This is a genomic window from Bacillus cereus G9842, assembly GCF_000021305.1.
In the GTDB taxonomy this organism is placed as follows: domain Bacteria; phylum Bacillota; class Bacilli; order Bacillales; family Bacillaceae_G; genus Bacillus_A; species Bacillus_A thuringiensis_S.
In genome coordinates this window covers 3,057,453-3,070,385 of sequence record NC_011772.1, presented here as the reverse complement: position 1 = coordinate 3,070,385, position 12,933 = coordinate 3,057,453, and the positions used below count along the sequence as shown (strand labels likewise).

Here is a 12,933-nt window from a genome sequence, read left to right as displayed (position 1 = left end):
ATTTAAATATTAGAAATTTATCCATTACAAGGGCATACTAATCATATAAAGTTTCTATAATCTTCTAGTAAAAAGGAGAATGTTTATGAAAAAATCTAGTATTATAGTATTTTTACTAACATATGGTTTGTTTTATGTTTCTAGTGTTTTATTCCCTATTGATCGTACTTGGTATGATGCGTTAGAAAAGCCGTCTTGGACACCTCCTGGTATGACAATCGGAATGATATGGGCTGTATTATTTGGACTTATTGCATTATCAGTTGCAATTATTTACAACAACTATGGATTCAAGCCAAAAACATTTTGGTTTGTATTCCTTTTAAATTATATGTGCAATCAAGCGTTCAGCTACTTTCAATTCATTCAAAAAAATTTGTTTTTAGCAACAGTAGACTGTTTACTAGTCGCTATTACTACGTTACTTCTCATTATGTTTTCTTCCAATTTATCTAAAGTATCGACATGGTTGCTAATTCCATATTTTTTATGGTCTGCATTTGCTACATATTTATCTTGGACAATTTATAGTATAAATTAAAGACGTAAATGAAAACTTGAGCACAATAAAAATGCTCGAGTTTTTATGTTTATTAATGATAATCTAAAGTATAGAATATATACATCTTAGGGAGGTCATACATATGAAGAAATGGATGAAAATTGTTCTGTACTCTTTACTTGGTATTTTACTTATAGGGAGTATTACTTTTTTTACTTGGTCCCAGTTTACTTACAAACCAACGAAAGAGGCTTTGTCGTTAGTGAATGATAAAAAAGATGAAGATAATATAGTTTTTGGACAGAAAGATGCTAAAATAGGGGTTGTTTTTTATCAAGGTGCTAAAGTAGAAGCTGAAGCTTATAGTTACTTAGGAGAAGCTCTTGCAAAAGATGGGCATTTTGTAGTAATGCCTAAGTTACCATTAAACTTAGCGATACTTGGAATCAATGCGGTAGATAGTGTAATTGAACAGTACCCTGAAGTTCAAAAATGGTACGTTGCTGGACATTCAATGGGCGGAGCTATGATTTCTAAGTATGCCTTTCAGAATGAAGACAAGGTAGATGGGATCATTTTCTTAGGCTCTTATCCTGCAGATGATTTCTCTACAAAATCGATTCCAATGTTATCTATTTATGGAGAAGTAGATGCTTTAGCAACTGTAGAAAAAATAGAGAACAATAAAAAGTTAATGTCAAAGAATACAACTATGCACATGATAAAAGGCGGAAACCATGCTCATTTTGGCATGTATGGTGAGCAAAAAGGTGATAATGCAAGCTTAATTACGTCAAAAGCACAACGGGATGAAACAGTTAAAGTAATTGAAGAATGGTTGTTAAAACAATGATAACGAACTTAATAAATCGATCGAAAGAATTCTCCAAACGGTAGATGGGAGCGATAATAAAGAGCCAACTCGTACGAATTGGCTCTTTTATTTCTTTGCTATCTCCAATTGTCCCCTTATTTTCTCTGGAATGTCCTTTTCAGAAATAATATCGTAGGAATAGACATACTTACCTTTCACATGAATTTTTAAGTAAATTTTTCTTGTAAAATCATTAGGCGTGTTCGTTCCAACTTTATATTCTTTTTCATTGCTTAATTCATCAACACCTTTTAGTGAGTACATAGCTCTTCCTTTATGATGATAATCTGGAACACCATATCCTTTCGCAACGGCATATACATTCTTTTCTTCAGCAATGGGATTAAATCTGTCTAAATCTCCGCGTAATATGAAAGGTAGTAAGTATATAGGGAGGCCTATTCCTAGTATGCAAATTACAAATTTCTTCATGATCGTTTCTCCTCTTGTTCATTTACATGATTCAGTATAGAAAAAAATTCTTATAAATATAGAGGGAAATTCCTTAAGGTTTTCTTAATAAAGTTTAACCGTGTGAAAAAAGACTAACTTGAGCAGTAAGCTTACGGAATGAATAGCCAAATAACCTGTTTTCTTTATTTTTTGAGGATAGGTTATTAGGTTTTATATTGGTATGAGTGAATTAAGAAATAAGTGAGATTTAGGAAATAGAATAAATTTATTTTACAGTAATAAGAGAATTAACTAAATAAATGAGAGTGAGAACAATTAAAGAAAGCATCTAGTGGGGTGCTTTTTTCTTTTGAAACAGAGAATCTCATGGGTCATTTACATGTAAATTAGTGCTGTGCTTCTAAGTCCTTGGAAAATCCAACAATAAAAAAAGAGGGGGAGGGCATTTTTTATTGAAGTTTGTTAATGATAGATTTTTAATTAGTTAGGGGGGATCGTAAAATAGATTATTAATCTCTTTGATAATTTTTATTTTCCTTATAGTTGGCATACTGTATTAGAAATTTTAAATTTTGAAAGGAGAATCAATAAGTATGGGTAAGAAAAGAAGAACAAGTAATAAGTTATTACTTGTTAGTGCGATTTTTTCAATAACAATTCCCTCAGTCTCATATGCGGAGGAAGTAATTTTACCTGAAAATTTTACGAGTTCTTCAAGTTTGTATGAGGGACGGAATACGGAAGTATTGAAAACAAGCTTATATCCTGATACATATAATTATCCGTTTAACCATCAATTTATTTCGAAATTAAAGGAAGCAAACACAACTATAAAAAAAGTAGACAATAGTGATGATGAAAATCCTATTATATCTACTACTCTTTCATTTATTCGTCATATGAATAGTGAAGATTATAAATCTGCATTTGATTTAACCTCAAGGTCATTACAGAAAATAATATCCGAAGAATGGCTGAAGAGCTATTGGGAGGGACTCCCAGTACAATTACAAGCAGGTTCTTTTATAGAAATTGGAGAGGTTACACAAAAAGAGACAAATCCTGTTCATACAAATGTGGAGATTCAATTAGTTTTTGAAAAAATGACTGTACCTTTACTAATTAAACTAGATCCATCTGGAAAAATAGACGATTTTCAACTAAGCATGTCGTTTAGTCCTGTTGCAGAGCGTCCATCATATAGTAAGCCTGAATCATTTGTTGATAAAGAAGTAGTAGTTGGAAGTGGTGCATTTCCATTACCAGGAACATTGTCGGTTCCAAAAGGAAAGGGTCCTTTTCCAGCGGTTATTCTTGTTCAAGGATCAGGAGCAACCGATCAGGATGAAACAGCGTTTGCTTTAAAACCATTTCGCGATTTAGCTGAAGGTCTTGCATCGAAGGGAATTGCTGTTCTTCGCTATAATAAAAGAACTTATGAACATGGGTTGAAAACACAATTTAGTCCCTTTTATACAGTTGATAAAGAGACAACAGATGATGCTCTTTTTGTAACTCAATTTCTTAAAAATGAGCCTCTAATAAATAAGAATCAAATATATATTCTTGGTCATAGTCAAGGTGGAATGATGCTTCCGAAAATGATTGAAAAAGACCAAAATAATAATATTGCTGGGGCAATTGTAATGGGTGGGCCAGCTCGTACGATCCAAGACGTTGTTTTAGATCAATTTGAGTACCTTTTTTCTATTGGAGCAATGAATCTAGATGAATATAAATTCTACAAAGCACAATTTGAATTATTAAATGATCCAAATTTCTCTAGTCAGAATCCCCCAAAAGATTTTTACTTAGGATCAGCAATATTTTGGGATTCTATCCGAAAAATTAAAGCAGCCGAAATGTCAAAAGAACAAAAGACACCGCTTCTTATTATTCAAGGGGAAAGAGACTATCAAGTTCAATCAAAAATCGAAATTCCTCTTTGGAAAGAACAATTAAAAGAACGAGATAACGTCGATTATCGACTATATCCGAAGTTAAATCATTTCTTTACAGAAGGTGATGGAGAAATAAGTAAACCGGATGAATATTATAGTCCTGCTAATATCCCTGAGTATGTTATAAATGACATTGCTGCTTGGGTGCAAGGAAGATCGCAATTAAATTAGCAACTATATGTTTTAATAAAGACTTTCTTTCTGTAATCAAACTAGAAACATTATTAGGTTATATGTTTTTTAGCACTCTTTTAAAAAGAGTGCTTTTTTATTTTCCTAGGATTTAATTAACGAAAAAAATATCTTGTACTCCTTTTGTAACTTTTTCTAAATAGAAATTTTCTATAAAACAATGGGCTTGCCTTCCAAACAAATCGTTATTTGTAGCACTTTTATCAAAGCAAACTTCTCGTGACATCGCTGTGATATTCAAAAACATTTATAACTTATTTTATGAAATTTTTTGAAAATTTAGGTTTAACATCTTTAAAATAGGTGTATTACATATTACATAACAACTAAATAAAAAAATAAAAAATTTAAAGGAGGAAAAATACAATGCACAAGAATGAAAGAAAACCGGTGGTTCATGAATATGAAAATGAACAGGAAGTAGTTATGAAAGTAAAAGAGCTAGAATTGCAAGGGATTCACCAAGATGACATGTATGTCTTAACACATGAAAAACATCTAACAAAAAAGATTGCGGATGATACAAACACAAATACGATTGGAGTAAAAGAACAAGGATTGGGAACAAGTATTATCAACTTTTTCTCCAAAAAAGGGGACGAACTTCGAAATCAAATGGAAGAAATGGGATTGTCGAAGGAGGAAGCTAACTTATATGAAGAAAAGCTAGATCAAGGGAGGATTTTACTCCTAGTAACAGCTGAAACACCAATGGCGAGTGATAGGAAGTCGCAAACCTATCATTCTCTCTAATAGATTGCAATAGGTAAGGTAATTATTTTAAGTTGTAGCATTGAAGAAAATAAAAGTAGAGAAGGGTGAGAAAAATGAAACATACAATATTTAAATATGCTGTGATTGGGATTACGACCGGAGTCATCGTCTCCCTATTAAAAAAAGAAAATCGGAAAGCTATACAAACAAAAGGAAAAAGCGTAAAAGAAAAACTACAAGAAGGAAACATAAAGGAAACATTGGAGAAGGTAACTGAGACAAGTAAACAATTCTCTGCAACTGCAGCTAATGTTGCAAAACAAACATTACCACAATTGCTTACAGCCACACCAGTTGTCATTTCTACCATTAAAGACTTAACAGAAAACGAAAGTAACAAAAAGAAAAAAGATGAAAAGGATTACGAAATAAATGAAAATAGTAGGAACCTAGACGGAGAAAAAACGGAAAATGAAAAGAAATATGTGAAAGAAGGGAAAGAAGAGAAAGAAGAGAGTGCCTAGATTTAATTTTTAAAAGAGAAAGTGAGGAAAAAAGTATGAAATCTCTGTATGCAATTGATGTAGGAATTGGCTTTACCAAGCGGGCATATCGACAGGATGTAGATTCTGAGATGACGATTAAGAGTGAAGCTTCCACACTAGCCCCTGTACCTAATCATACTGACAGTGAAGATTTAACAAAGGTGAGTTTTATAGACTTAGACTTTGCATACTACATGGGAAATGAAGCACATCAATCTGACGCTTCATTGCTTCCTCCATTTAATGAAGAAATAGAAAATTATTATGAAAGCGAACGTTTTAAACAACAAATATTTGGTTGCATTGCAAAGGATTATAAAGAAAATGTCGTGTTACCTTTAGTTGTTACCGGGCTTCCAGTCACTTGTTTTGGTAGTCAGCACGAGCAATTACAACATGCACTAAAAAAAGAAACTTCCGTGCAAATTGATGGGAAATTTATTAATATTACGGTGGAAAATGCTTTGATTCTTCAGCAACCAGTCGCTTTACATGCCTATTTCTTAAAAGAGGGAATTATTCAGGAACAAGATCGCATCTTAATTATTGATGGTGGATTTCGTACATTAGAAATGGCAGATATGAAACAGAATCTCATTTTAAATCATTATGAGACGGAACTAGGATGTAGCAAGCCTTTGAAAAATATTAAGAATATCCTGCAGAATCATGCGGGTGAAAGTAATCAATTGCATATTAACGACATGCCAAAAATATTAGAAAAAGGATATGGAGATCGAGACGAAAATTATGAGACAAGTCAGGTGGATATTTTAATTCAAAAAGAGTTGGATGCACACTTCCAAGACGTCATGCGTGTATTACAAGAACAATTTAAGTTAGACCAGTATGATACTATTATTTGGACCGGAGGAATAGTAGATATCCACAAAAAACGAATTGAAAAAATGCAAGGTGAAATTGCTTCTTTCCGTATGGTAGACGCTTCAAAAGAGGCCGCGCTTCATGGATACTATATTATTGGAAGTCAAGTATTTGAGGACATCACCAATCAATCTGCATATGAATCCAAATTATAATAACGACTGAAATGGAGTTCATTGAATAGACGTGCCAAATTATGTAGCTTCTTTTCCACATATAATAAATTCTTTATAAGAAAAGATAAAAAGTGCTTGTATAGAGGAAATGTTTAAAATTGAAAATAAAAATAACTAATATATAGGGGGTCTTCCTTTTAAAAGAATAAGACCTCCTATGTCATTTATTTTGTAATTTAGATGATTTAAAAACTTTTCCTCCAAGACATGAATACCTACATACAAATTTCGTATTACGGATATGATTCGATCAAACATAAAACTATTTAGAAAGGAAGAATAATATGGAATGCATAAAAATGACGAAATGGAGTTGGTATCATGTGAAAACTAGTGAGCTTGAAAAACTTTCTTCTATAATCCCTCGTGATGTAACATCTTATTTCTCTCAATTTGTAAAGAAAATAAGTTCTCCTTGTGAAAATGGATTATATGTTTATACGTTATCACCAAGTCAAACTTGTGTATATGGTTCGTTTTTATATGATCAAGATAAAAAGGACGCCAAAATTCAAAAATTTCTTCATTATTTCGTAGCTCATGGAATACTGATAACAGTTCAGGAAAAAGAGGAAGAGGATTTCCAAAAATTAATACATAATTTCCCTATGGGTATAAAAAATTGTAATAGTTCCGCTGAAGGAGTATGTGCTATCTTATCAATATTTATATCTCACTATTTACGAAAGGTTGACTATTTTGAAAACAATTTCAGAAATGTATTATGGGATTTTTATCATCATAATAACATAGCAGTTTTAGAAAGAATTTATCATATTCGTCATGAATTATTTATGAACACACATGTGTTTCGCTTAATACAGGAAGTGTTACAAGGCTTGGAGGAAGCTTGGTTAGAAAACTTAACAAACACCCTTTGTTATAAACAAACACACGTAAAATTAGAGCGTGGATTACAACTTGTTAAAGAGTACCAAGAAGAATTAGACACGATGATTCATTTACAAGAAGTTGTTTCTTCTCATCGTGGGAATGAAATTATGAAAGCTCTTACTGTATTAACTGCTGTGAGTACGCCTTTGACAGCTTTAGGAGCATTATGGGGAATGAATTTTAAATACATGCCTGAACTAGAATGGAAATATAGCTATTTAATCGCTCTCTTATTTATTATTTTCACAACGGTAGGTATGTATATGTATATGCGATTCAAAGGGTGGACAGGTGATTTATTACGAGTAAAGAAAAAGAAATCTTTTTTTAAATCTAATTAGTCCTGTTTATAAAAAATATGATAGATATATAGTTAATAATATTTATTAATTGGGGTAGTGCCATATCCCTATCAAGTTAAAGTTTTGATGTCCCCGCAATGATAAAAATTGTGAATATTTATATGAAAGATTAGAGCTCTCCTTCTTGTAGGAGGGCTCTAATCTTTGTTTAAAAACTATAGCATATACATGGGCAGACTCAATATGTGAACTTTGTCCGGATTCAATTTAGAATATAAAAAAGGAGAACTTGCGTTAGAATACAAGCTCTCTTTAAAAGAAATAACGTAATTGAGATACTTATATATTAACAATTTTTTCTTCTAATTCCATATTTCTTATGTTGAGAAATAAATGATAAGGGGCTTAATAAAACTAAAATGAATTATTGACATAATATTTCGACGATAATATAATAAATCTCGAATTCAAGATAACTTGTAAAGGATTGGTAATTATGAGTGTGATTAATGATGAGAGCTTATCTTTAAAGTTATTTGTTACATTATCAAGGGCAGCACAGGCAATTACTAAGCGTATTGAAGAGGATATAAAAAGTTATGGACTTAATCCAACTGAATTTGCAGTGCTTGAGCTACTATATAGTAAAGGCGATCAGCCTATACAAAAAATTGGAGGGAAAATATTACTTGCAAGTAGTAGTATCACGTATGTAGTGGATAAGTTGGAAAAGAAGAGGTTCTTAATACGAAAACCATGTCCAAAAGACCGCCGTGTCACGTATGCGTCAATTACTTCAGATGGTATTCAGTTAATGGATAGTATTTTTCCTCAGCATAAAGAGGCGATTCGGCATATATTTGGTGGTTTGGACTATATTGAGAAAAAAATGATAATCGAAAAGTTGAAAAAATTAGGGTATTATGCACTCGAACTATAAATTTTTAGAAATATATCTCGAATTAGTAATGTCCTAATTAAATCTAATTTAAATAAATAGGAGGAAAAATTAATAAATGGTAGTAAATTTATTATAATACAAAATGAATAAACCATGTAATTTCAATTGGTATAGCATGAAATAAAGTTGTTATGTTAACGTATACATATCGTCCTTTAAATTATAAATCTTTCATAAAGCGGAGAGTGGGTATCAAGAATGGAATTACGTCATTTAGAGTATTTTATTCAAGTTTGTAATAATAATAGTTTCACTAAAGCTGCGGAAGTTCTAGGTATTTCACAGCCGACTTTAAGTCAACAAATCCGTGTTTTAGAAGGGGAACTTGATACACCCTTGTTTCATCGAGTTGGAAGAGGTATCAAAATGACAGAAGCGGGTAAGCTGCTATTTGATAAAGGAAAATTTATCATGCAACAATTTGATGACGTGTATAATGAAATTTTTGAATTAAAGGGTGTAAAAAGAGGTGTGATTACTATAGGAGGTTTATTAGAGGATCTCACTTATTTAACACCTTATATTATGAAGTTTCAACAACATTATCCCAACATTGTAGTAAAGATTATAGAATCCGAAGTTGCTGTAAATCAAATCGTTGACAAAAATATTGATTTCGGGATTACACGTAGTGCTCAAATTCCAGACATATTAACAAGCACCCTTTTGTATAGTGAAGAGCTCGTCCTTGTAATTCCAAAAAATCATCCTTTGAATGAAAAATCATTTGTTTCTTTTCGAGAATTAGTAGGGCTGAGTAGAATAATGGTTTCATGTAGTTGTCGTGAATCTATTAAGATATATTGTGAGAGTTTAGGGTTATCTTTATCTGAAGCAAATATAGAAACAAAATCTTCTATTTCTCTATTGAGCCTTGTATACAATGGACATGGGGTTGCCATAATACCTCTTTCACTGGTTAACTTTGTTAATAATGATACTTTGAGCATAGTTCGTATTACTGATCCAACACCAAGCCAAGATATTAATCTTATTCACTTTGATGATAAATTTTTAAGTTTTGCAGCACGTATCTTTATGCAGAAGTTAAATGATTCGCAAAAAGTATCAGTGTAATAGAAATAATAATGATTCTAGTGTAACAATTGAAAAATTAAGATCTATATTAAAGTCAAAGGGCAGTGGATTTATATGTGTGGTGTAGTCGATCAAGAGGGGGATACCATTGACTTTTAATTAAGGAAAAAAGGACAGACTTTGCAAGGAGAGAAGGCTATCAAAAACAAGTTAAGTTAATCAATCAATTCTTCGGTCTTATCGCATAGTAACACATTCCATGTAGGGATATACAATGCTATTTCGAATCTACATACCCTTATTGCAGAAAGAAAACCACCGGCATTATACCGGTGGTTTTGACTTAGAAAGCAAAGCAAGTACAACCGATACCCCATGTAGTTCCATCTTTTCCTATTACGGTATGAGTGTGTTGATGGAGAGGGTTACTGCAACTATGTAACTTGTTATCATGGGAATCGTGGGAAAGTATAGTGTTGGCTAGGTTAGCACCACCATAACCATAAACGCCCGTCGGTGACCAATCAGGTGATGCTGGCGGCAATTCAGGTGATAAATTTTTAAATTCATCATTTCCATAAACAACCTGCCCACCCATAATGGTGAGTAATGATTCAAGGTTTTTGATTTCTTCTTCTGGCACAGTAAAGTAGTCAGCAGACAATACAGCAAGATCAGCAAACTGACCTACTGCCAGGGTTCCCTTTTTACCTTCATCATCAGAGAACCACGCACTTCCTTTTGAATATAATTCCAGGGCTACTTTTCTATCAAGTTTATTTTTTTCATCGTATATGGAAAGCCCACCAATGGTTTTTCCGGCAACCATCCAGTAAAGGGCAACCCAAGGGTTATAGCTGGAAACCCTAGTTGCATCACTACCGGCGCCAACAGGTATACCAAGGTCTAACATACGATAAATCGGAGGAGTACGCTTTGCAGCTTCCTTTCCGTATAAATCAACAAAGTATTCACCTTGAAAAGCCATGCGGTCTTGGATGGCAATACCGCCATTTAAAGCCTTAACACGTTCCATACTACGATCTGAGATTGTTTCTGCATGGTCAAACCACCATCGTAGACCATTAAAAGGAATTTCACTGTTAACTTCCTCAAATACATTTAAGAAACGTGTGATTGACTCATCATAAGTTGCATGTAAACGGAAGGGCCAACGGTTTTCCACCAATAGAGAAATTACTTTCTTTAAGTCAGCTTCCATCATCGTAGCTAGTTCAGGCCGTGGCATTTGAAATTTTTCAAAATCGGCTGCTGAGAATACTAACATCTCTCCGGCACCATTCATTTTATACTTATCACTTCCTTGACCTGGAGAAACAATTTTTGCCCATGAAGCAAAGTCTTCATATTCATGATTTGGATTTTGCGTAAATAGATTATAAGCAATACGCAAAGTTAATTGTTCCTTCTCGGCTAAATGTTCAACAACTTTGTAATCATCCGGATAATTTTGGAATCCACCACCTGCGTCAATAGCACTTGTAATACCTAATCTATTTAATTCGCGCATAAAATGGCGAGTTGAGTTAATCTGGTCGTCAAAATTAAGTACTGGTGCTTTACCCAAACTTGAATAAAGAATAGAAGCGTTAGGATTCGCAATTAAAAGGCCTGTTGGATTACCTCGTTTATCCCGCTCAATTAAGCAGCCTGGAGGGTCTGGTGTATCTTTCGTATATCCCAGTGCATGCAGCCCTGCACGATTTACAAGTGCTCTATCGTAAAGATGTAGCACAAAGACAGGAGTGTGTTCAGAAACGGCATTAATTTCTTCCAAAGTTGGCAACCGTCTCTCTTTAAATTGAAATTCAGACCAACCTCCAACTACTCTTACCCACTGAGGAGCAGGTGTACGCCTTGCCTGTTCTTTGAGCATTTCTAGAGCAATAAAAAGTGATGGCACGCCTTCCCAACGTAATTCCATATTATAATGTAGACCACCACGAATAACGTGTATATGAGAGTCATTCAGGCCTGGAATAGCTCTCTTTCTTTTAAGGTCTATTTTCTTTGTTTTTTCCGTGGCACTATTAAGAAGCTCATCTCCACCTACTGCAGTGACTAAACCATCAGTTATGGCGATAGCAGATACCTCAGGTTGAGAAGGGTCAAGGGTAGTAATTTTTCCGTTATATAAGATCATATCCGGTAAAGTCATGTTCACACCTCGTCTACTTTCTATTATTTTGTAACCATGGATGAAATAATTTACCGAAAATCGGCATGACTACCCATGATAGCAAGGACACTATACATACAGAAACAAAAAAAGCTGACATAATAGGATTCATATGTTTTATAATAGGTCCTATCAATTTAGGAACTAACATGCTAAGAGGCCATACACCCAAAAGGGTAACGATAGACATTTTCCATTTTGGCGGTGGAACTGGCGTTTTCGGAGTAACAAACCAATAAGCCAAACTGCTTTCAGTTTTGTAAGTTGGATTAGTGGCTTGAAATTGCTCGGCCGTTTTTAACAAATCCCGGCGAACATCTGATTCTTGCCAAGCACGTAGATGCTCATACGTATCAAAGCGAAAAATAACAGTATACTCTCTGGATTCGTTACTTGGGACTATTAGATTTACACCTAAATGTCCTGGGAATTTAGTAGCCGCAGCCTCAATTTCATGTCTCCATGTTTCAAACTGTTTTTCTTTACCCTGTTGAATTTCCCATGTAACAATCGTTGTTACTGGATTAGCAGCATCCATTGTGTTCTCTGTATGAGTCTCTTCGACAGCTACTCCTTCTAGTTTCATATTTTTCTGCTTGGAAGCGCGCCGTGAACCATAGTATATGCGTATTCTACACCTTGACCATAAGCGCCAGTGTGTTCTTTTACAATCTCCATTACAGCATCATAAGTGTCTTTGTGTGCCCAATCACGTTGGTATTCAAGTAAAACTTGAATTGCTGTCACTGGAATTGCACCAGCTTGTTCTACACGACGCATAGCAGCGTTATGTGCTGTCAAACTAGTACCACCTGAAGCATCATCAACTGCATACACCTCATAGCCAGCTTTAATTGCTTCAAGCACAGGGAATGCAAGGCAAACTTCAGTCCAAAGTGCTGCAAATATTAATTTCTTTCTACCTGTTGCTTTAACTGCTTCAACAAATTTTGGATCTTCCCAAGAATTCATTGAACTGCGTTCTATAATTTCATGGTTTGGGAATATGTCAAGAATTTGCGGCCAAAAATAACCAGAAAAGCTGCGTGTTTCAACTGTAGTAAGAATAGTAGGTACGTTAAAAGTTTTTGCTGATTTAGCAAGCAGCATAACGTTATTAATCAATGTTTGTCTATCAATACTTGCAACTCCAAAAGTCATTTGAGGCTGAAAATCAATCAAAATTAAGGCACTGTTCTCCGGATTTAACAATTCTAAATTACTCATAATAAAACGCTCCTTTTTTAATTGTTTAAAATCAATATTATTGAAAAT

14 protein-coding genes are annotated in these 12,933 nt (G+C 33.7%); 9 read left to right on the top strand and 5 right to left on the bottom strand.

Annotated features, from left to right (window positions below; genetic code table 11):
* Positions 1-85 precede the first annotated feature (85 nt).
* Both BCG9842_RS15435 and BCG9842_RS15430 read left to right on the top strand, forming a co-directional pair.
* Positions 86-541: a TspO/MBR family protein gene (locus BCG9842_RS15435; protein WP_000749747.1), complete on the top strand. Its 456-nt coding sequence runs from the start codon at positions 86-88 to the stop codon at positions 539-541.
* Positions 542-644: 103 nt separating this feature from the next.
* Positions 645-1,355 (top strand): alpha/beta hydrolase, encoded by a 711-nt coding sequence (locus BCG9842_RS15430; protein ID WP_000759149.1) that lies wholly within the window; start codon positions 645-647, stop codon positions 1,353-1,355.
* Between the two features lie 87 nt (positions 1,356-1,442).
* Here BCG9842_RS15430 and BCG9842_RS15425 read toward each other — a convergent pair whose 3' ends face one another.
* Positions 1,443-1,808, bottom strand: a complete 366-nt coding sequence (locus tag BCG9842_RS15425) for a YxeA family protein (protein ID WP_000714889.1) — start codon at positions 1,806-1,808, stop codon at positions 1,443-1,445.
* Positions 1,809-2,383: 575 nt separating this feature from the next.
* Between BCG9842_RS15425 and BCG9842_RS15420 the strand changes: the two genes are divergently transcribed.
* Positions 2,384-3,922, top strand: coding sequence for an alpha/beta hydrolase (locus BCG9842_RS15420; RefSeq protein WP_000516868.1), 1,539 nt, complete (start codon positions 2,384-2,386; stop codon positions 3,920-3,922).
* 112 nt (positions 3,923-4,034) lie between these two features.
* On the opposite strand, the gene BCG9842_RS31655 is transcribed toward BCG9842_RS15420, so the two are convergent.
* Positions 4,035-4,190, bottom strand: coding sequence for an acyl dehydratase (locus BCG9842_RS31655; protein ID WP_074789697.1), 156 nt, complete (start codon positions 4,188-4,190; stop codon positions 4,035-4,037).
* 119 nt (positions 4,191-4,309) lie between these two features.
* Between BCG9842_RS31655 and BCG9842_RS15415 the strand changes: the two genes are divergently transcribed.
* From BCG9842_RS15415 to BCG9842_RS15390, 6 genes are all read left to right on the top strand, one after another.
* Complete coding sequence (locus tag BCG9842_RS15415) at positions 4,310-4,696, top strand: general stress protein (RefSeq protein ID WP_000549431.1); 387 nt, start codon at positions 4,310-4,312, stop codon at positions 4,694-4,696.
* Positions 4,697-4,770: 74 nt separating this feature from the next.
* Complete coding sequence (locus BCG9842_RS15410) at positions 4,771-5,181, top strand: hypothetical protein (protein WP_000683212.1); 411 nt, start codon at positions 4,771-4,773, stop codon at positions 5,179-5,181.
* A 35-nt stretch (positions 5,182-5,216) separates the two neighbouring features.
* Positions 5,217-6,242, top strand: a complete 1,026-nt coding sequence (locus BCG9842_RS15405) for a ParM/StbA family protein (protein ID WP_000839446.1) — start codon at positions 5,217-5,219, stop codon at positions 6,240-6,242.
* Between the two features lie 305 nt (positions 6,243-6,547).
* Positions 6,548-7,498, top strand: coding sequence for a magnesium transporter CorA family protein (locus BCG9842_RS15400; RefSeq protein WP_000388934.1), 951 nt, complete (start codon positions 6,548-6,550; stop codon positions 7,496-7,498).
* 457 nt (positions 7,499-7,955) lie between these two features.
* On the top strand, positions 7,956-8,399 hold the full coding sequence (locus BCG9842_RS15395; protein WP_000111431.1) for a MarR family winged helix-turn-helix transcriptional regulator: 444 nt from the start codon (positions 7,956-7,958) through the stop codon (positions 8,397-8,399).
* A gap of 219 nt (positions 8,400-8,618) precedes the next feature.
* Positions 8,619-9,497, top strand: coding sequence for a LysR family transcriptional regulator (locus tag BCG9842_RS15390; protein WP_000423185.1), 879 nt, complete (start codon positions 8,619-8,621; stop codon positions 9,495-9,497).
* 304 nt (positions 9,498-9,801) lie between these two features.
* Here the strand turns inward: BCG9842_RS15390 and BCG9842_RS15385 are convergent, their stop codons facing one another.
* Genes BCG9842_RS15385 through BCG9842_RS15375 form a run of 3 tightly spaced genes read right to left on the bottom strand, consistent with a single transcriptional unit; the run spans position 9,802 to position 12,885 of the window.
* Positions 9,802-11,637 carry an amidohydrolase gene (locus BCG9842_RS15385; RefSeq protein WP_000174494.1) on the bottom strand — a complete coding sequence of 612 codons (1,836 nt, stop codon included), beginning with the start codon at positions 11,635-11,637 and terminating at the stop codon, positions 9,802-9,804.
* 13 nt (positions 11,638-11,650) lie between these two features.
* Entirely contained in the window at positions 11,651-12,244 is a 594-nt protein-coding gene (locus BCG9842_RS15380) for an antibiotic biosynthesis monooxygenase (RefSeq protein WP_000763041.1), read from the bottom strand.
* Positions 12,241-12,885, bottom strand: coding sequence for a hydrolase (locus tag BCG9842_RS15375; RefSeq protein ID WP_000067162.1), 645 nt, complete (start codon positions 12,883-12,885; stop codon positions 12,241-12,243). Before BCG9842_RS15375 ends, BCG9842_RS15380 begins: the two co-directional genes overlap by 4 nt.
* Positions 12,886-12,933 lie beyond the last annotated feature (48 nt).